The organism is Pulveribacter sp., from assembly GCF_032079985.1.
GTDB lineage: Bacteria > Pseudomonadota > Gammaproteobacteria > Burkholderiales > Burkholderiaceae_C > Melaminivora.
Genome location: NZ_DAMATK010000001.1, coordinates 796915 through 814807, shown reverse-complemented (window position 1 = coordinate 814807; position 17893 = coordinate 796915). Strand labels below are relative to the sequence as shown.

20 protein-coding genes are annotated in these 17893 nt (G+C 69.2%); 11 read left to right on the top strand and 9 right to left on the bottom strand.

The window, feature by feature from the left end; genetic code table 11:
- Nucleotide 1 precedes the first annotated feature (1 nt).
- From RT282_RS03780 to RT282_RS03750, 7 genes are all read right to left on the bottom strand, one after another.
- Nucleotides 2-913, bottom strand: a complete 912-nt coding sequence (locus RT282_RS03780) for an ABC transporter permease (protein WP_312756619.1) — start codon at nt 911-913, stop codon at nt 2-4.
- 164 nt (nt 914-1077) lie between these two features.
- The gene (locus tag RT282_RS03775) at nt 1078-2304 is read right to left on the bottom strand and encodes a M20 aminoacylase family protein (RefSeq protein ID WP_313311865.1); all 1227 of its coding nucleotides are present in this window, start codon (nt 2302-2304) and stop codon (nt 1078-1080) included.
- Nucleotides 2305-2308: 4 nt separating this feature from the next.
- On the bottom strand, nt 2309-3286 hold the full coding sequence (locus RT282_RS03770; protein WP_312307204.1) for an ABC transporter permease: 978 nt from the start codon (nt 3284-3286) through the stop codon (nt 2309-2311).
- 128 nt (nt 3287-3414) lie between these two features.
- Complete coding sequence (locus RT282_RS03765) at nt 3415-4995, bottom strand: ABC transporter substrate-binding protein (RefSeq protein ID WP_313311857.1); 1581 nt, start codon at nt 4993-4995, stop codon at nt 3415-3417.
- 207 nt (nt 4996-5202) lie between these two features.
- Nucleotides 5203-6450, bottom strand: a complete 1248-nt coding sequence (locus RT282_RS03760) for a porin (RefSeq protein ID WP_312307206.1) — start codon at nt 6448-6450, stop codon at nt 5203-5205.
- Between the two features lie 200 nt (nt 6451-6650).
- The gene (locus RT282_RS03755) at nt 6651-7703 is read right to left on the bottom strand and encodes a porin (RefSeq protein WP_313311854.1); all 1053 of its coding nucleotides are present in this window, start codon (nt 7701-7703) and stop codon (nt 6651-6653) included.
- Between the two features lie 114 nt (nt 7704-7817).
- Nucleotides 7818-8159, bottom strand: a complete 342-nt coding sequence (locus RT282_RS03750; RefSeq protein ID WP_313312655.1) for a hypothetical protein — start codon at nt 8157-8159, stop codon at nt 7818-7820.
- On the opposite strand from RT282_RS03750, the gene coq7 reads away from it, so the two are divergent.
- On the top strand, nt 8044-8628 hold the full coding sequence (gene coq7 / locus RT282_RS03745) for a 2-polyprenyl-3-methyl-6-methoxy-1,4-benzoquinone monooxygenase (RefSeq protein WP_313312613.1): 585 nt from the start codon (nt 8044-8046) through the stop codon (nt 8626-8628). The genes RT282_RS03750 and coq7 overlap by 116 nt on opposite strands.
- Nucleotides 8629-8636: 8 nt before the next feature.
- Here coq7 and RT282_RS03740 read toward each other — a convergent pair whose 3' ends face one another.
- Complete coding sequence (locus RT282_RS03740) at nt 8637-9086, bottom strand: OsmC family protein (RefSeq protein ID WP_312307362.1); 450 nt, start codon at nt 9084-9086, stop codon at nt 8637-8639.
- Between the two features lie 293 nt (nt 9087-9379).
- Between RT282_RS03740 and ilvA the strand changes: the two genes are divergently transcribed.
- The 3 genes from ilvA (at nt 9380) to RT282_RS03725 (ending at nt 12424) form a co-directional block, all read left to right on the top strand.
- On the top strand, nt 9380-10942 hold the full coding sequence (gene ilvA / locus RT282_RS03735) for a threonine ammonia-lyase, biosynthetic (protein ID WP_313311851.1): 1563 nt from the start codon (nt 9380-9382) through the stop codon (nt 10940-10942).
- 79 nt (nt 10943-11021) lie between these two features.
- Complete coding sequence (locus tag RT282_RS03730; protein WP_313311849.1) at nt 11022-11843, top strand: adenosylcobinamide-GDP ribazoletransferase; 822 nt, start codon at nt 11022-11024, stop codon at nt 11841-11843.
- Complete coding sequence (locus RT282_RS03725) at nt 11840-12424, top strand: histidine phosphatase family protein (protein WP_313311847.1); 585 nt, start codon at nt 11840-11842, stop codon at nt 12422-12424. The genes RT282_RS03730 and RT282_RS03725 overlap by 4 nt, the downstream gene beginning before the upstream one ends.
- On the opposite strand, the gene RT282_RS03720 is transcribed toward RT282_RS03725, so the two are convergent.
- A complete protein-coding gene (locus RT282_RS03720) occupies nt 12421-12891 on the bottom strand; it encodes a type II secretion system protein N (protein ID WP_313311844.1) in 471 nt (156 codons plus the stop codon). The two genes, RT282_RS03725 and RT282_RS03720, sit on opposite strands and share 4 nt — an antisense overlap.
- Nucleotides 12892-12918: 27 nt before the next feature.
- Between RT282_RS03720 and gspG the strand changes: the two genes are divergently transcribed.
- The 7 genes from gspG (at nt 12919) to gspM (ending at nt 17893) form a co-directional block, all read left to right on the top strand.
- The gene (gene gspG / locus RT282_RS03715; RefSeq protein WP_313311841.1) at nt 12919-13407 is read left to right on the top strand and encodes a type II secretion system major pseudopilin GspG; all 489 of its coding nucleotides are present in this window, start codon (nt 12919-12921) and stop codon (nt 13405-13407) included.
- An 88-nt stretch (nt 13408-13495) separates the two neighbouring features.
- Nucleotides 13496-13969 carry a prepilin-type N-terminal cleavage/methylation domain-containing protein gene (locus RT282_RS03710; protein WP_313312610.1) on the top strand — a complete coding sequence of 158 codons (474 nt, stop codon included), beginning with the start codon at nt 13496-13498 and terminating at the stop codon, nt 13967-13969.
- A complete protein-coding gene (gene gspI, locus RT282_RS03705) occupies nt 13966-14346 on the top strand; it encodes a type II secretion system minor pseudopilin GspI (RefSeq protein ID WP_312756636.1) in 381 nt (126 codons plus the stop codon). Before RT282_RS03710 ends, gspI begins: the two co-directional genes overlap by 4 nt.
- A gap of 151 nt (nt 14347-14497) precedes the next feature.
- Complete coding sequence (locus RT282_RS03700) at nt 14498-15151, top strand: type II secretion system protein J (protein ID WP_409519443.1); 654 nt, start codon at nt 14498-14500, stop codon at nt 15149-15151.
- Nucleotides 15148-16161 (top strand): type II secretion system minor pseudopilin GspK, encoded by a 1014-nt coding sequence (gspK, locus tag RT282_RS03695; RefSeq protein ID WP_313311837.1) that lies wholly within the window; start codon nt 15148-15150, stop codon nt 16159-16161. Before RT282_RS03700 ends, gspK begins: the two co-directional genes overlap by 4 nt.
- Nucleotides 16158-17396: a type II secretion system protein GspL gene (gene gspL, locus RT282_RS03690; RefSeq protein ID WP_313311834.1), complete on the top strand. Its 1239-nt coding sequence runs from the start codon at nt 16158-16160 to the stop codon at nt 17394-17396. The genes gspK and gspL overlap by 4 nt, the downstream gene beginning before the upstream one ends.
- The gene (gene gspM, locus RT282_RS03685) at nt 17393-17893 is read left to right on the top strand and encodes a type II secretion system protein GspM (RefSeq protein WP_312304996.1); all 501 of its coding nucleotides are present in this window, start codon (nt 17393-17395) and stop codon (nt 17891-17893) included. The genes gspL and gspM overlap by 4 nt, the downstream gene beginning before the upstream one ends.

Sequence of the window (17893 nt, the reverse complement as noted above, 5' to 3'; positions counted from 1 at the left end):
GTTAGCGCAGACGGGGGTTGAGGGCATCCCGCAGCCAGTCGCCCAGCAGGTTCACCGACAGGGCGATCAGCACCAGCATGACGCCGGGGAAGACGGTGATCCACCACTCGCCCGAGAACAGGTAGTCGTTGCCGATGCGGATCAGCGTGCCCAGCGACGGCGAGGTGGGCGGCGCGCCCACGCCCAGGAAGGACAGCGTGGCCTCGGTGATGATGGCCGTGGCCACCTGGATGGTGGCCAGCACCATGACCGGGCCCAGCACGTTGGGCAGCACGTGACGGCGCATGATGGACAGCGGGCCCACGCCGGTGACGCGCGCGGCCTGCACGTATTCCTTGTTGCGCTCCACCAGCGTGCTGCCGCGCACGGTGCGCGCGTACTGCACCCAGCCGGTCAGCGAGATGGACAAAATCAGCACGCCGAAGGCCAGCGACTCGGGCGCATTGGGGAACACCGCCCGGCCCACGCCGGCGATCAAAAGGGCGATCAGGATGGCAGGGAAGGACAGCATCACGTCGCACAGGCGCATCAGCACCGCGTCGACCCAGCCGCCCTGGAAGCCCGCCCACAGGCCCAGGCCCACACCCACCACCACCGACAGCAGCACCGAGGCCAGGCCGACGATGAGCGAGATGCGCGCGCCGTAGATCAGCGCGGACAGGATGTCGCGGCCCTGGTCGTCCGTGCCCAGCAGGTACTTGGTGCCGCCGCCCTCCTGCCAGGCGGGCGGCAGGCGCGCGTCGCCCAGCTCCAGCGTGGCCAGGTCGAAGGGGTTGTGCGGCGCCACCCAGCCGGCGAACAGCGCGCAGACCACGCACACCAGGGCGATGGCCGCGGCGAGCATGGCCACGGGCGAGGTTCGGAAGCTGTGCGCGACGTCGCTGTCGTACCAGCGCAAAAGGGTTTGTTTCATGGATGCGTGCCCGCGAGAGACAAACCGTGGCGGTGCGCGGTGCGCTGGCGCCAAGTCTTGCCATTTACTACTGATTTAATAGCTGCTGCCGCTTGCTGGACAAGGGCTAGAGCCGTTTTTTGCTTGAAATTGACTGCCATCTTCGATGGTGCCTACCCGGCTGCCTACAGCGCCCCGGCCAGCGGCATGGCCTGCTCCACCAGGCTGGCGTGCAGCGCGGCGCCCAGCGGCAGGATGTCGTCGTTGAAGTCATAGCGGCTGCTGTGCAGCAGGCTGTGGCCCGCGCCCATGCCCTGCCCCAGGCGCAGGTAGGCGCCGGGCCGGGCCTGCAGCATGAAGGAGAAATCCTCCGCACCCATGCTGGGCTCCAGGTCGCGCACCACGTTCTCGGCGCCCAGCAGGCTGGCCGCCACGTCGCCAGCGAAGCGCGCCTCGCCTTCGGTGTTGATGGTGGCGGGGTAGATGCGCTCGTAGCGCACGGTGGCGCTGGCGCCAAAGCCGAGGGCGACGGCGCTGCACAGCTCCTTGATGCGCCGCTCCAGCATGTCCTGCACGGCCGGATCGAACGCGCGCACGGTGCCCACCAGCGTGGCCGTGCCGGGCAGCACGCTGAAAGCACCCAGGTCGCCGGCCTGCATGGCGCACAGGCTGACGACGGCGCTGTCCAGCGGCCGCACGTTGCGCGCGACGATGCTCTGCACCGCCGTGATGATTTGGGCCGCCACCAGCACCACGTCCACCGTCTGGTAGGGGTGTGCACCATGGCCGCCGCGGCCGGTGATCTCGATGGTGATGCGGTCGGCGGCGGCCATCATGGGGCCGTCGTTGATGCCGACGGTGCCGGGCCGCATGGCCGGCCAGTTGTGCATGGCATAGACGGCCTGCACGGGCCAGCGCTCGAACAGGCCGTCCTCGATCATCACGCGCGCGCCGCCCAGGCCCTCCTCGCCCGGCTGGAAGATCAGCACGGCCGTGCCGTCGAACTGCCGCGTGGCCGCCAGGTAGCGCGCCGCACCCACCAGCATGGCGGTGTGGCCGTCATGGCCGCAGCCGTGCATCAGGCCGCTTTTGGCCGAGCGCCAGGGGAAGTCGTTGTGCTCGGTCATGGGCAGCGCGTCCATGTCGGCGCGCAGGCCGATCATGGCGCCGCTGCCGCGCCCGCGGCCGTGGATGACGCCCACCAGGCCGGTCTTGCCGATGCCCTCGTGTACCTCGTCCACGCCGCAGGCGCGCAGGGCTTCGCGCACGCGCGCGCCGGTGTAGACCTCTTCGAAGCCGATCTCCGGGTGGGCGTGCAGGTCGCGCCGCAGGGCCGTGAGCTCGGGGTGGAACTGGGCGATGTGGGCGAATGCGCGTCCGCCCGCCTTGTAGCGCTGGGCTGGTTGCTGCATGGCCTCAATGCCCCTTGCCGGACACGCGCAGGCGCGGGTCCACGACGAAGTACAGCAGATCCACCACCAGGTTGATGATGACGAAGATCAGCGCGATCAGGCACAGGTAGGCGGCCATGACGGGGATGTCGGCGAACGTCACGGCCTGGATGAACAGCAGGCCCATGCCGGGCCACTGGAACACGGTCTCGGTGATGATGGCAAAGGCGATCAGGCCGCCGATCTGCAGGCCGGTGATGGTCATCACGGGCACCAGCGTGTTCTTCAGCGCATGGCCGAAGTGGATGGCCCGGTCGGTCAGGCCGCGCGCACGGGCGAACTTGATGTAGTCGGTGCGCAGCACCTCCAGCATCTCGGCGCGCACCAGGCGCATGATCAGAGTGAGCTGGAAGATCGCCAGCGTGATGGCCGGCAGCACCAGGTGGTGCCAGCCCTTGGCGCTGAGCAGGCCCGTGCTCCACCAGCCCAGCTGCGTGACCTCGCCCCGGCCGTAACTGGGGAACCAGCCCAGCGTCACCGAGAACACCAGGATCAGCAGGATGCCGATCAGGAAGGTGGGCAGCGACACGCCCAGCAGCGACAGCGTCATGAACACCTGGCTGGTGAAGGTGCCGCGCTTCAAGGCCGCATACACGCCCATGGGCACGCCCACCAGCAGAGCGATGGCGGCGGCCACCAGGGCCAGCTCCAGCGTGGCGGGGAAGCGCTCGGCGATCAGGCGCGAGACCTTGGCACCCTGGCGCAGCGACAGACCGAAGTCGCCCTGCGCGGCGTTCACCAGGAACTGCCAGAACTGCACGATGAAGGGCTTGTCCAGGCCCAGGGCGGCGCGCATCTCGGCGATCTGCTCGGGCGTGGCGTCCTGCCCCAGCATGAAGACGACCGGGTCGCCCACGAACTGGAACAGCATGAAGGAGATGAAAGCCACGGTGACCATGACGATCACGGCCTGCACAAGGCGGCGGAGTATGAAGGCAAGCATTCGGGTCGGGCGGCCTGAAAAGAGTGGCGCATGCTAGCAGGCCGAAAAGGCCCGGCCGGCAAAGGCACAGCGCGGCCGGGCGTTTGGCGCACCGGCCGCGCGACGGCGGCGTTCAGCCGGGAAAAAGATCAGTTGATCTTCACCGTGCGGATGTCCACACGGTTGTCGGCGCGGTGCACCAAGTCCACGTTCTTCTTCATCGCCCAGGGGATGACCTGGTCGTACAGCGGGATGTGCGAGACGGTGTCGTTGGACAGCTGCAGCGCCTCGGTCATCATGCGCGCGCGCACCGGCGCGTCGGTTTCGACCTTGATGCGGTCGACCAGATAGTCCATGCGCTCGTTGCTGTACTTGCCGACGTTGTAGTTGCCGTCGCCGCCCGTGCCCACGCTGCGCACCAGCGACTGCAGGCTGTACAGGCCGTCGAACGTCGGCACGCCCCAGCCCAGCAAGTAGATGCTGGCTTCGCTGCGCTGGATCATGGGGAAATAGTTCACCGTGGGCAGCGTGCGCAGCCTGGCCTTCACGCCCACGCGCGCCCACATGGCGGTGATGGCCTGGCAGATGGCCTCGTCGCTGATGTAGCGGTTGTTGGGGCAGGCGAAATCGACCTCGAAGCCGTCGCCGTAGCCAGCCTCGGCCAGCAGCTTCTTGGAGGCCTCCACGTCATAGGGGAAGCGCTTGCCCACGGTTTCGGACCAGCCGGCCACCTGGGGCGCCACCAGCGTGCCGGCGGGCTTGCCCAAGCCGCGCAGAATGTTGCGCGTGAGGGCGTTGACGTCGATGGCCTGGTACAGGGCCTTGCGCACGCGCACGTCCTTGAGCGGGTTCTTGCCCTTCACGCTGGAGCCCACCAGTTCGTCGCGGAACTGGTCCATGCCCAGGAACAGCGTGCGGTTCTCCAGCCCGTCGATGACCTTCAGGTCGGCGCTGCTGCGCAGGCGCTGCAGATCCTGGGGCGCCGGGTCGAGCACCATGTCCACCTCGCCCGACAGTAGCGCAGCAATGCGCGTGGCGCCCGACTTGATCGGCGTGTAGACGATCTCGGTCACGTTGCTGGCCATCGTGCCCCACCAGTTGGGGTTGCGCTTCAGCACCATGCGCACATCCGGCTGCCAGGATTCAAGCGTGAAGGGGCCGGTGCCCATGGCGTTGCGATGGGCGAAGTTCTCATCCGTGCCCTTGATGTCCTTGGGCTCGACGGAGCGGTTCTTCTCGGCCCAAGCCTTGCTCATCATGCGCAGCTCGGTCAGCTGGCGCAGCAGCACGGGGTTGGGCCCCTTCAGGAAGATGTCGATGGTGCCGGCATCCACCTTGGCCACGCGGTCGATGCCCTGCACGAACGGGCCATAGTTGGACGTCTTGGCCATTGCGCGCTGGATGGAGTACACCGCATCGTCCGCGGTGAACGCCGAGCCGTCATGGAACTTCACGCCCTGGCGCAGCGTGATGCGCATCTGGGTGGGGCTGACGTTGGTCCACGCCGTGGCCAGCTGGGGCTCCACCTCGAACGTCTTGCTGTTGTAGTAGACCAGGCTCTCATACACGTATGCATGGATGCCGTTTTGCAGTGCGTTGTTTTGCGAATGGATGTCCCAGGTGGAGATTTCGCCCTGGCTGGCCCACTTGAAGGTCTTGGCGTGCACGGCGGGCACCACGGTCAGAGCGCTGGCCGCCAGCATGGAAAGAAGCAACCTTTTGAGCTGCATTGGAGAACCCTTCAGAATGTGAAAACTGAACTATGCCGCATGCCGCAGCCGACCCGGGCATAGGGAAAGCACCGGGTCGGAGCGGGCGGCAAATATGCGGGTGGCCGCTGACGTAAATCAACAGCAGAAAAAAGCAAAACCCCCAAAGGGGGTCTTGCCTACGGCCATCCGCGCATGGCTGACGCATGCGCGAACGAAGGCGTCAGATTAGAAGCGGTGACGCAGGCCGACTGTAATGCCGGTGCGATTGCGGGCGCCGCTGGCCTGATCCAGCTTAATCTCGCTGCCGCCGCTGATACTGGTGTGGTCCACACCGAAATAGGCATCGGTGCGCTTGCTGAAAGCATAGTCCGCAACGGCCACGTAGAAGTTGGCGTTTCCGTTGTAAGTGCCAGTGGCAGAGCCCGACTGCTTGCCGCGGAAGTAGTGCATGCCCACGTTGAGCTGAGAGGTGACCTGATAGCCCACGCCGATCTTGAACAGTTGGCGCTTGTTTGCATCGCCCGGCTGGAAGCCTCCATTCGTCTGACCGGACCAGAACTGGCCCAGGATGGCACCATCCAGGGCGTTACGGCGCGCTTGCACGGACAAGGGGTTGGCGGTCGCGGTGAATTTGGCTTTATTCAGGCCATAGCCTGTAGAAAAATACCAGGGACCGGTGCGATACGAGCCGCCTAAGGTGTAGGCGTCGACATCCGTGCCTCCCGGCAGAGTGGTGCGCATATACCCTGCGCCTACCGCTGCGCCGCTGGCTGCGTAGCGCAGATAGCCGCCCATGGTCTTGAAGGCGCCACCTTGCAGGGTGCTTGCGGTCTGTGCAGCAATCGCATTCCTCAGGTTATTTGCGTAAGCGTTGAGAGCTTCGGGCGTAGCGCCGCTCGGTGTAATAGCGTCAATCGCCCTTGAATCATTTTTTTCGTCAAACGAATATTGCAGCGAACCGACGAAGCTGCGGTCAGGCGTGGCGAACGTGTACTTCAACGCATTACTAGTGCGCGCGCCCATGGCCATGCCCAGCTCGGGCTTGTAAGCTTCCATGTAGGGCGAGTAGGGGAAAGATGCGTAGGTACTGGTCACTACGTCGAACAGTACGTTCCACTGGCGGCCGGCGGTGATGCGGCCATAAGGCCCCTGCAAGCCCACGTGCGCCAATTGGAAGAACGGCGTGGAGACGGACCCATCGTCAGCATTGAGGCGGTTTTCCAGCACCACAAGCGCCTTGCTGCCGCCGCCCAGGTCCTCTTCGACGTTGATGCCCCAGCGGCTTTGCGACATGCCGCCGCCCATGAGCTGGGTCTTGCCGTCCTGGCCCGGCCCCTCATTGTTAGTGTGGCGCACGGCCGCGTCCACGATGCCCCACAGCTGAACCTTGCTGGTGCTGGTTTGGGCGTAAAGAGCCGGTGCAGACGCTGCAAGCACAGCAAGCGCCAGGGTTTTCTTGACGAAGGAGGCCATTTTAGAAGTCTTTCTTCAAAGGGTAGGGGAAGTTCCATTCTTCAAAAAGCACTTCTTGCGGACAAGCCTGGATCGCATTCCAGCCACAGGAGTTTTCCCTAGGCTTTTGTTACATCAGAGATCAAGAAAAAACAAAAAGCCGCTGCCCGAAGGCAGCGGCTTTCTTTCCTTTTGCAAAGCTGGCGAATGCCAGCTGTTGCTTAGAAGGAGTGACGGATACCGACCTGCACACCAGTCTGGTTCTCACCAGCGGCAGGAGTGATGTTGCCCAGGCCCTTGGCACCCAGTGCCAGGCTGGAAGCGTCATTGTTCTTCAGGTAAGCCACCGTGCCGTACACAGCCGTACGCTTGGACAGGTTGTGCACATAACCCAGGCTCAGCTGGTGAGCCTTGGAATCGATGAACTTCTGGTCGTACAGAGCGTACTGCAGACGAACCTGACCGGCGCCCACGGGAGCGGCAGCACCAATCATGTAGCTGTTGATCTTGCGATCGCTAGCGCCGGGGATGTCCTGGAAACGGCTTTGCTGAGCCAGGGCGCTGATCTTGGCCATGCCCAGATCGTACGAAGCGCCCACGGAGAACATGTCCTTGTTGCCGTCAGCCAGCGCTGCGCCGTAGGCGATGTCGCGGCGGTCCAGGGCGACCGTGACGCTCAGAGGACCGTTGTCATAGGCGGCAAAACCACCCATGTAACGGCCATTGTGACCGGAGGTCTGCTCATCAAAGCCATAGGCCAGGCCTGCCGTGAACCCGCCAAAGTTGGGGGTGTAGTAAGCCAGCATATTGTCTTGACGGAAGCCGTTCGCGTCAGGCGTAGCTGTCTGACCCCAAGCGCTCCAGCCCATGAATTGGCCAATACCAACCTGGCCGAAGACGTCGTACGAGCTGACCTTGGTGTAGGAAGGCACCAGGTCACGACCCAGACGCACTTCACCGAAGCCGCCCATCAGGCTGAGCGTGGAACGGCGACGGAAGTTGACGCCGGAGGCATTGCCATCGTCGCCAAAGATTTCGCCTTCGAGCCAGAAGCCGGCCTTGAGGCCACCGCCCAGATCTTCCACGCCGCGAAAGCCCAGACGGCTCGTTGCATTGCCGCTGGTACCCAGGCCGTACTTGTTGTCGCCTGCTGCGTTAGCGTTGGTCACGTAGCTAACGTTGGTGTCAACGATACCGAACAGCGTCACGGAAGACTGTGCCATCGCGGCGCCGGAAGCGGCCAGCACGGCCAGGGCAATCAGAGATTTTTTCATTGCGTGTTACTCCAAGGTTTAAACAGAGGGCCCCGGATCGGGAGGACGCGTGCGGACGCAGCTCACGTGCAGCCACCGTGTCCCCGGGCCAACCTCCTGGTGGGGAAGCTGATCCTATTGCAACAGAGCCACCGGGGATTCGCAAAGAAATTCCCTCACAATCGGGCGGAAAGCGGCGTTTCGTTGCAGGACCGCAACATCCACCTCTGGTCGCAAAAACTTTCCATTGTTGCCGAACCATACGAAAGAAGCGGATGGAGTTCGCAAGAAAAAGCCGCAGTTGAAGATTTTTGACAGCCTTTCGCCCATGGACCGTTTCTTGATCGCCGCCGATACCGCGCTGCGCACGCTCTTCGCTTCGCCTTCGGCCAGCCAGCCGTCACCGGCCCATGGCTTGCCGGACGCCGCCTTGCGGGAGGCCGACAGGCGCCTCGCCGGGGCCTTGATGCGCGTCAACCACGTGGGCGAGGTCTGCGCCCAGGCCCTGTACATGGCGCAGGCCTGCGTGACACGCGACGAGGCCTTGCGCGGAAGCCTCATGGATGCCGCTCGGGAAGAAACCGACCACCTGGCCTGGACGCGCGAGAGGTTGGATGCGCTCGGCAGCCGTCCCAGCCTGCTGAATCCACTGTGGTTCGCGGGTGCTTTCGCCATCGGCTTGGCCGCCGCACGCGTCAGCGACCGTGCCAGCCTGGGTTTCGTGGTGGAAACCGAACGCCAGGTGTCCGAACACCTGCAAGGTCATCTGTCACGCCTGCCCGCCGAAGACCTGCCCTCGCGCGCCGTGGTGGAGCGCATGAAGGAGGACGAGGAACGCCACGCCACCCAGGCCCTTGCGGCCGGCGCCATGGAACTGCCGGCGCCGGCCCGCTGGCTGATGCGCGGCGCGGCCAGGGTCATGACCGGCACAGCACATTACATATAAGAAGCTGGTCAGGCCTCGACAATCTCGAAGCCCGTGGTGATCACCGCGGTCTTGCCCAGCATGATGCTGGCCGAGCAGTACTTTTCGTGGCTGAGGGCGATGGCACGCTCCACGGCCTCCGGTGCCAGGCCCTTGCCCGTCACGGTGAAGTGCATGTGAATCTTGGTGAACACCTTGGGCTCGCTCTCGGCCCGCTCGGACGTCAGGTGCACGCTGCAACCGCGCACGTCGTGCCGACCTCGGCGCAGGATGAGCACCACGTCGTAGGCGGTGCAGCCGCCGGTGCCGGCGAGTACAGTCTCCATGGGCCGGGGCGCCAGGTTGCGGCCGCCATTGTCGGGCCTGGCGGCGTCGGGCGCGCCGTCCATCGCCAGGACATGGCCGCTGCCGGTCTCCGCGATAAAGCCCATGCCCGAGCGCGCGCCGGTGCTACCGGTCCAGCTGACGGTGCATTCCATGTCTGTCTTCTCCAAAAAGCGTGAGGTCCATCAAAGGCGGGCAACCGCCGGTACGCGATTTTGCTGCAACGCAGCAAGAGCTGGGCTACAATCCGCCCATGCACCGGCTGCAGCAGGGTTTACCCGAAAGCCGCGGCCCGCACCGTTTGTCTCCTCCATCTCCTCAAAAGGATGGATTCAGCCCCGGACCTTACCGTCCGGGGCTTTTTTTTGCCTCGGCCGGCCTCCTGGGCGGCCACTATGATGGGCGCCCGCGCCACGCTTGCTGCGGCGCAGCATCCGCCCCTGCCGCCATGACCCAGCCCCTGACTCCGTTCGACTACCTCACAAAAATCCTCAACGCCCGCGTGTACGACGTGGCGGTGGAGACCGACCTGCAGCCCGCGCGGGCGCTGTCGCGCCGGCTGCACAACAAGGTGCTGCTCAAGCGCGAGGACCAACAGCCCGTGTTCAGCTTCAAGTTGCGCGGCGCCTACAACAAGATGGCCCAGCTGCCGCCCGAGCAGCTGGCGCGCGGCGTGATCTGCGCCTCGGCCGGCAACCACGCCCAGGGCGTGGCCATGAGCGCGGCCAAGCTGGGCACGCGCGCCGTGGTGGTCATGCCCATCACCACGCCGCAGGTGAAGATCGACGCGGTGAAGACCCTCGGCGGCGAGGTGGTGCTGGCCGGCGACAGCTATTCCGACGCCTACGAGCACGCCATCCGCCTGCAGGCCGAGCAGGGCCTGACCTTCGTCCACCCCTTCGACGACCCGGACGTCATCGCCGGCCAGGGCACGGTGGCCATGGAGATCCTGCGCCAGGTGCAGCAGCTGGGCGGGCACCTGGACGCCGTGTTCGTCGGCATTGGCGGGGGCGGGCTGATCGCCGGCGTGGCCAACTACATCAAGGCCGTGCGTCCGCAGATCCGGGTCATCGGCGTGCAGATGAGCGACTCGGACGCCATGGCGCAGTCCGCCCGCGCGCACCAGCGCGTGCAGCTGGCCGACGTGGGCCTGTTTTCCGACGGCACGGCCGTCAAGCTGGTGGGCGAGGAGACCTTCCGCATCGCCCACGAGCTGGTCGACGACTACGTCACCGTGGACACGGACGCCGTGTGCGCCGCCATCAAGGACATCTTTGCCGACACCCGCAGCATCGTCGAGCCGGCCGGCGCGCTGGCCCTGGCCGGCCTGAAGGCCTACGTGGCGCGGCACAAGACGCGCGGCCAGACCTACGCGGCCATCCTGTCGGGCGCCAACATGAACTTCGACCGGCTGCGCTTCGTGGCCGAGCGCGCCGACGTGGGCGAGGAAAAGGAAGCCCTGTTCGCCGTCACCATCCCCGAGGAGCGCGGCTCCTTCCGCCGCTTTTGCGAAGTGGTGGGCGCCCTGCCGGGCGGCCCGCGCAGCGTGACCGAGTTCAACTACCGCATCAGCCACGAGCAGCGCGCGCACGTCTTCGTCGGCCTGTCCACGCACGGCCGAGGCGAGTCGGAGAAGATCGCCCGCGTCTTCCACAAGGCCGGCTTTGCCGCGCTGGACCTGACGCACGACGAACTGGCCAAGGAGCACCTGCGCCACTTGGTCGGCGGCCACGCCCATCTGGCGCGCGACGAGCGGCTGATGCGCTTCACCTTCCCCGAGCGGCCGGGCGCGCTGTTCAAGTTCCTCAGCCTGATGCAGCCGACCTGGAACATCTCGCTGTTTCACTACCGCAACCAGGGCGCGGACTACGGCCGCATCCTGGTGGGCATGCAGGTGCCGCCGGACGAGGCCGCCGCCTTCGACGCCTTCCTGCACACCCTGGGCTACCCCTGGGTGGAAGAAACGGACAACCCCGCCTACCGCCTGTTCCTGCAGGCCAACGGCGCCTAGGCATTTCAAGCATCCAATCGACCTCCAGCGCGTACCAGCCAAGCGCCGGCAGCTACTCTTTGCATAGCACCTCACGACCATGCTGAAGAACGCCCTGCGCCACTACCTGCTGGCCGTGCAGTTCTTCACCCGCGTGCCCGTCACCGGGCGGCTGGCCGCCTGGGTGGGCTACAGCCCGGCGCTGCTGCGCGCCAGCAGCGGGCATTTCCCCGGCGTGGGCTGGCTGGTGGGCCTGCTGGCGCTGGGCGTGTACGCGGCCGTGTACCGGGCGCTGGCGGGCGGGCCGCTGGCCGGCGCGGTGGCGGCGGCGCTGTCCACCGCCGCCACGCTGCTCATGACCGGGGGCTTTCACGAGGACGGCCTGGCCGACGTGGCCGACGGCCTGGGCGGCGCCTACACGCCCGAGCGGGCGCTGGAGATCATGAAGGACTCGCGCATCGGCGCCTTCGGCGCCATGGCGTTGGTCATGGCGCTGGTGACCAAGCTGGCGCTGCTGGTCCAGCTGGGCGGCCACGGCCTGCTGGCGCCCCTGGTTGCATTGGCCGGAGCGCACCCGCTGTCGCGCCTGTGGCCGCTGCTGACCATCCGCGCACTGCCGCACGTGGGCGACAGCGCCACCTCCAAGAGCAAGCCCCTGGCCGACCGCATCAGCCCTGGTGCACTGGCCGTGGCCGCCCTGTGGGCCCTGCCGCCGCTGCTGCTGGTGGGGTGGCTTTTGGGTGCGGGCGTGGCCGCCACCGCGCTGCTGGGTAGCGCAATGGGTGCTGCCTGGATGCACTGGCGCTTCGTGCGGCGGCTGCGCGGCTTCACCGGCGACTGCCTGGGCGCGTCGCAGCAACTGGCCGAGCTGGGCTTTTACCTGGGCGCGGCCGTGGCCCTGGCGCAGCGGGCGGCAGCGTGACGGCCGCCCGGCTGTGGCTGGTGCGCCACGCCCAGCCCGAGGTGGCGCTGGGCATCTGCTACGGACGGCTGGACCTGCCTGCCGACCCCGCCGCCAGCCGCGCCGCCGCCCGGGCGCTGGCGCAGGCCCTGCCGGCCGAGGCCATCACCGTCTGGCACTCCCCGCTACAAAGATGTGAGCTGCTGGCGCTTGAGCTGCAAGGGCTGAGGCCCAATTTGGCACCCAAACCCGAACCGCGCCTTCTGGAGCTGGACTTCGGCCACTGGGAAGGCCGCGGCTGGCAGGGCATCGACCGCACCGCCCTCGACGCCTGGGCCAGCCAGCTGCACGAATACGCCCCCGGAGGCGGCGAGCCCCTGCGCGCCATGCTTGAGCGCGTCTGGCAGGCGCTGCAGGACGCCCGCCGCCTGCCCTGTGGCGACGTGGTCTGGATCACCCATGCCGGCGTGGCGCGCTGCGTGGCCTGGCTGCTGGCCCACGGCCCGGGCCGCGCCCCGCAGGCGCAGGAATGGCCCGCCGCCGCGCCGCCCTTTGGCGGCTGGACGGTGGTGCCGCTGCCGGCACCCGGGCAAGCAATCTAGGGCTTGCTGCTGCCCAGCGGCATCTGCAACGTCACCGTGGCGGCGCCGTCCGGCGACGGGCCCAGTCGCGCCTCGCGCCGCGACAGCGACTGCAGCACCAGGCCCGGCGCCACAGTGGCGCCCACGCGGAAGGGCTTGGGCGGCTGCCCGTCCACGCTGACCAGCGCCGCGCCGTGGCCGCTGGTCGTGCCCGCCAGCACGCCCTGCAGCACGAAGCGGCTGGGCGCAGCCGGCGCGGCGGTCTGCGCCACCACCGCGGGCGCGCCCGCGCCCAGCAGCCGCGCCACCGCCTGCGCATCGGCCTGCGGAGCCGGCGCCAGCGCCGCCGGCACCGGCGCCTCGGGCCGCGCCGACAGCGCCAGCGCCCAGTACAGCGCGGCGCCCCCCGCCAGCGTCCACAGCGCCAGCGTGACCAGGCGCGGCGCCCAGAGGCCGGCCCCGGGGCCGCGGAATGTATGTGTCACCATCGCGCGATTATTTATCATTGCCCGGCTATGCCCCACCTGATCCGCCGCCCCGAGGCGCAGCCCTCCCCCGCCCTGCCCCGCCGCCTGGCGCGCTCCGTGCGCCGCCGCATCGCCGCGGGCTTCACCCTGATCGAGCTGATGGTGGTGCTGGTCATCATCGGCGTGCTGGCCGCGCTCATCGTGCCCAACGTGCTGGACCGCGCCGACGACGCCCGCAGCACCGCCGCGCGCACCGACATCACCAACCTGATGCAGGCGCTCAAGCTCTACCGCCTGGATAACCAGCGCTACCCCACGGCCGAGCAGGGCCTGCAGGCGTTGATCGTGCGACCCGGCGCGGGCCCGGCGCCGAACAACTGGCGCCCCTACCTGGAAAAGCTGCCCAACGATCCCTGGGGCCGCCCCTACCAATACTTGAACCCGGGCATCAAGGGCGAGGTGGACGTGATGTCCTTCGGCGCGGACGGCCAGTCCGGCGGCGAAGGCAAGGATGCCGACATCGGCAGCTGGCAGTGAAGCCATCACACCAGGCTCAGCCGCCCCACGCATGACCCTGGCGCCCCACCAGGCCAGCGGACGCCGCGGATCTGGCTTCGCCAGGCCGCTGGCGTCGCCCCCCCATCCGCGCCGCGAGAAAGGGGGGGAGCCGCGCAGCGGCTCGGGGGGGTTTACTCTTCTCGAACTGCTAGTCGTGCTGTCCATCGTCGCCCTGGCCACGGCCGGCGTGGGCTTTGCCCTGCGCGACAGCGGCGACACCCAGCTGGAGCGCGAGGGCGAACGCCTGGCGGCGCTGCTGGAGGGCGCCCGGGCGCAGTCGCGCGCCTCCGGAGCGCCGGTGCGCTGGCGCGCCCAGGGCGGCAGCTTTCGCTTCGACGGGCTGCCCGGCCCGGCGGGTGCGCCGCGCACCTGGCTGGACGCCGCCACCGGCGTGCGCGGCGGCACCGGCGCGCTCTGGCTGGGGCCGGAGCCCCTGATCGGCGCGCAGCAGGTGGTGCTGGTCAGCCAGGCGCACCCTGGCCGCGCCGTGGCCGTCGCCACGGACGGGCTGCGGCCGTTTTCCGTGCAGACGCTGCAATGAACCACCGGCGCCGCAGCAGCCGCCAGAGCCAGCGCGGCTTCACCCTGGTGGAGGTGCTGGTGGCGCTGGCCATCGTGGCCATTGCGCTCATGGCCGGGCTGCAGGCGACTTCCGCCCTCACGCGCAGCGCCTCGCGCCAGACCGACGTGGTGCTGGCCCACCTGTGTGCCGAGAACGAATTGGTGCGCGTGCGCCTGGCGCGGCAGATGCCCTCCATCGGCGACGCCTCGGGCACCTGCGAGCAGGCCGGGAGGCAGTACGGCGTGGCGCTGACCACCTCGCCCACGCCCAACCCGCAGTTCCGCCGCGTGGACGCACAGGTGACCGACGGCCGCTACCCGGTGCTGCGCCTGTCCACCATCGTGGGGAGGTATTGAAATGCCCCCCCTGAGCGGCTACGCCGCTTCCCCCCCAAGGGGGACGACGCTGGTGGACTGGCGGAGCCAGATCCACGGCGTCTGCTGGTATGGCCTGCTCCGCGGCCGCCCGACTAAAAGCCGGCGGTGGCGGGGGGCGCGGGGTTTCACATTGATCGAGCTGCTGGTGGCGATTGCGGTGATGGCGCTGCTGGCCATCGTCAGCTGGCGTGGGCTGGATGGCATGGTGCGCTCGCAGGAGCAAACACGCGCACGTGCTGACGAGCTGATGGTGCTGCAGACGGTGCTGGCGCAGTGGTCGGCCGACCTGGACGCGCTGCAGCCCATCGCCCATACGGAGCCCATCGCCTGGGACGGCCAGGTGCTGCGGCTGACACGGCGCAGCACCCGCCTGCCCGAGGAGGGCGCGCTGGTGGTGGCCTGGGCGCAGCGCAATACCGACCAGGGGCCGCGCTGGCTGCGCTGGCAGTCGCCGCCGGTGCGCACGCGCGCCGAGTGGGCCGCCGCTTGGCAGCAGGCCGCCGTGTGGGCGCGCACTCCCGGCCAGGCCGAGCGCCGCGGCGAGACGGTGCTGCTGCCGCTGGCCGGCTGGCAGCTGTTTTACTTTCGCGGCGGCGCCTGGGCCAATGCCCAGTCCAGCGGCGCCGACAGCGGCCAGCCCCGCGCCATGGGCGACCTGAACGAGGCCGCGGCGCGCATCCCCGAGGGCGTGCGCCTGCAGCTCACCCTGGCGCCCGGCGGGGCGCTGGCCGGCACCATCGTCCGCGACTGGGCCAATCCGCTGCTGGGGGGTGGCAAGTCGTGAGGCGGAACGCGCGGGCCCAAAAAGGGGCGGCCCTGCTGCTGGCCATGCTCACCGTGACGCTGGTGGCCAGCTTTGCTGCCGCCGCCCTGTGGCAGCAGTGGCGCGCCGGCGAGGTAGAGACGGCCGAGCGCGCCCGCGTGCAGTCGGCGTGGATATTGGTGGGTGCGCTGGACTGGTCGCGCCTGATTCTGCGCGAGGACTCGCTGGCGCGCAGCGGCGACGGCACCGACAACCTGACCGAGCCCTGGTCCGTGCCGCTGGCCGAGGCGCGCTTGTCCACCTTCTTAGCGGCCAACCGCAACGTCGCCCAGGTGGAGGACGCCAGCACCGACACCGCCGACGCCTTCCTGTCCGGTCAGATCACCGACCAGCAGGCCCTGCTGAACCTGCGCAACCTGGTGCAGGACAACCAGATGGACCCGGCCGCGCTGCGCCAGTTCGCCCGGCTGTTCGAATACCTGGGCCTGCCGGCGCAGCAGCTGGACGCCCTGGCGCGCCAGACGGTGCGCGCCCTGGCGGCCGAGGGCGATGCCAGCAGCGCCCCGCTGCTGCCGCAAAGCGCCTCCCAGCTGACCTGGTGGGGCCTGGCGCCGGCCATGGTGGAGCAGCTGTCGCCCTACGTCACGCTGCTGCCGGTGCGCACCAAGGTCAACGTCAACACCGCCGGCGCCGTGGTGCTGTGGGCCAGCGCCGACGGCCTGTCCATGGCCCAGGCCCAGCAGCTGGTGCAGTCGCGCGAGCGCCAGCACTTCAAGAGCGAGGCCGACGCCGCCAAGCTGCTGGGCAACGCCGGCAACGCCATCACCCCAGCCACGCACACCGTGGCCTCGCAGTACTTCGAGGTGCGCGGCCAGCTGCGGCTGGATGGCGCCGTGGTGCAGGAGCGCTCGCTGGTGCTCAAGCAGCGCGGCGACGTGCGCACCCTGTGGCGCGAGCGCGGCGCCCTGCCCGCCGTGGCTGCCGCGCCCGGGGCCGGCACCTACAATGCGCCGCCAACCAACGCGCCATGAGCACCCTCGTCATCACCCTGCCCCTGGCCGCGCCGGAGGCCGCCGACAGCTACGGCTACGCCCTGTCCAGCGACGGCCACGCCGTCACCCGCCACGCCACCACCAGCGCCGCGCTGCTGCCCGACCCGGGCCGCGCCGGCGAGATCGTGGCCGTGGTGCCAGCGCGTGCGCTGTCGTGGCAACGCGTGACGCTGCCCCCCGGCGCCCTGGCCCAGGCCGCGCGCGTGCGCGCCGTGCTCGAAGGGCTGCTGGAAGAACACCTGCTGGACGACCCAGCCACGCTGCACTTCGCCCTCGCGCCCGGCGCGCAGTCCGGCGCTCCGGCCTGGGTGGCCGTGTGCGACCGCGCCTGGCTGCACGGCGCCCTGCAGGCGCTGGAGGCGGCAGGCCGCCCCGCCGACCGCGTGGTGCCCGAGTTTGCGCCCGGCCCCACGACCAGCGGCCAGGAAGAAATCACCGTACTGGGCCCGCCCGAGGACGCCCAGCTGGTGCTGGCGGGCCAAGGCGAGCAGCAGGCCGTGGCCGTCCTGCCGCTGGCAGCCGCGCCGGCCCTGCTGGCGCCGCCCGCCGAGGATGCGCCGCCCGTGCGCGCCGAACCTGCCGTGGTGGCGCTGGCCGAGCGCCTGCTGGCGCCGCGCCGCGTCGCCATGCAGCCGGCCGCGGAACGCCTGCTGGCCGCCGCCCGCGGTCCCTGGGACTTGGCGCAGTTCGACCTGGCCAGCAGCGGCCGCAAGCGCGCCCTGCGCAAGGCCGCTGGCGCCACCAACGCCTTCCTGCGCGCGCCGCAGTGGCGCGCCGCCCGCTGGGGCCTGGCCGCGGCGCTGCTGGTGCAGGTCATCGGCCTGAACCTGTGGGCCTGGCAGGACCGCCAGGCCGTCGCCGCCAAGCAGGCCGCCGCCCGCGGCCTGCTGACCCAGACCTTCCCGCAGGTGCAGGTGGTGGTCGACGCACCGGTGCAGATGGAGCGCGAGCTGGCCCGCCTGCGCCAGCAGGCCGGCGGCATCTCGCCGCACGACCTGGAGCCGCTGATGGCCGCCGCCGGCGCCGCCCTGCCGCCCGGCGCCACCCCGGCCGCCCTGCAGTACGCGGGCGGCGAGCTGCGCCTGCGCGGCCTGCAGCTGGCCGACGCCGAGCTGGCCGCGGCGCAGCAGCGCCTGGCTGCTGCCGGTGCCAGCGCCAGCGTGCAGGACGATGCCCTGCTGGTGCGCGCCACGCCCGCCGGAGGCACGCCATGAATAGCGACAACCACACCCTCGCCGCCGCCCGTGCGCGCTGGGCGCGCTTGGCCCCGCGCGAGCAGACGCTGGTGCTGGCCGCCGCCGCCCTGGTGCTGCTGGCACTGGCCTGGTGGCTGCTGCTGGCGCCGGCCCTGTCCACCCTGAAAACCTCCGCCGCGCGCCACGCCCAGGCCGACGCCCAGCTGCGCCAGATGCAGCTGCTGCAGGCCGAGGCGCTGCAGCTGCAGGACGCGCCGCGCGCCCAGGGCGGCAACCCGGCCGCCGCGCTGCAGGCCGGTGTGGCCGAGGCCCTGGGCCAGGGCGGCCAGGTCGTGCTGGCCGGCGAGCGCGCCACCGTCACCCTGCGCGCCGTGCCGGCCGAGGCGCTGGCCCACTGGCTGGGCCAGGCCCGCGCCGCCGCCCGCGCCGTGCCGCTGGAGGCGCAGCTGACGCGCGACGCCGGCACCGACGCCGTGTGGAGCGGCACCGTGGTGCTGGCCCTGCCCGCACCCTGA

Bases quoted from the DNA above. Each gene is read 5' to 3' on its own strand.
- gspI (WP_312756636.1), top strand. From the start codon at position 13,966: ATGAACCACCGGCGCCGCAGCAGCCGCCAGAGCCAGCGCGGCTTCACC.
- RT282_RS03740 (WP_312307362.1), bottom strand. From the start codon at position 9,086: ATGGAATGCACCGTCAGCTGGACCGGTAGCACCGGCGCGCGCTCGGGC.
- RT282_RS03760 (WP_312307206.1), bottom strand. From the start codon at position 6,450: ATGGCCTCCTTCGTCAAGAAAACCCTGGCGCTTGCTGTGCTTGCAGCG.
- gspM (WP_312304996.1), top strand. From the start codon at position 17,393: ATGAATAGCGACAACCACACCCTCGCCGCCGCCCGTGCGCGCTGGGCG.
- ilvA (WP_313311851.1), top strand. From the start codon at position 9,380: ATGACCCAGCCCCTGACTCCGTTCGACTACCTCACAAAAATCCTCAAC.
- gspL (WP_313311834.1), top strand. From the start codon at position 16,158: ATGAGCACCCTCGTCATCACCCTGCCCCTGGCCGCGCCGGAGGCCGCC.
- RT282_RS03730 (WP_313311849.1), top strand. From the start codon at position 11,022: ATGCTGAAGAACGCCCTGCGCCACTACCTGCTGGCCGTGCAGTTCTTC.
- RT282_RS03780 (WP_312756619.1), bottom strand. From the start codon at position 913: ATGAAACAAACCCTTTTGCGCTGGTACGACAGCGACGTCGCGCACAGC.
- RT282_RS03770 (WP_312307204.1), bottom strand. From the start codon at position 3,286: ATGCTTGCCTTCATACTCCGCCGCCTTGTGCAGGCCGTGATCGTCATG.
- RT282_RS03755 (WP_313311854.1), bottom strand. From the start codon at position 7,703: ATGAAAAAATCTCTGATTGCCCTGGCCGTGCTGGCCGCTTCCGGCGCC.
- RT282_RS03720 (WP_313311844.1), bottom strand. From the start codon at position 12,891: ATGGTGACACATACATTCCGCGGCCCCGGGGCCGGCCTCTGGGCGCCG.
- RT282_RS03775 (WP_313311865.1), bottom strand. From the start codon at position 2,304: ATGCAGCAACCAGCCCAGCGCTACAAGGCGGGCGGACGCGCATTCGCC.
- RT282_RS03765 (WP_313311857.1), bottom strand. From the start codon at position 4,995: ATGCAGCTCAAAAGGTTGCTTCTTTCCATGCTGGCGGCCAGCGCTCTG.
- gspG (WP_313311841.1), top strand. From the start codon at position 12,919: ATGCCCCACCTGATCCGCCGCCCCGAGGCGCAGCCCTCCCCCGCCCTG.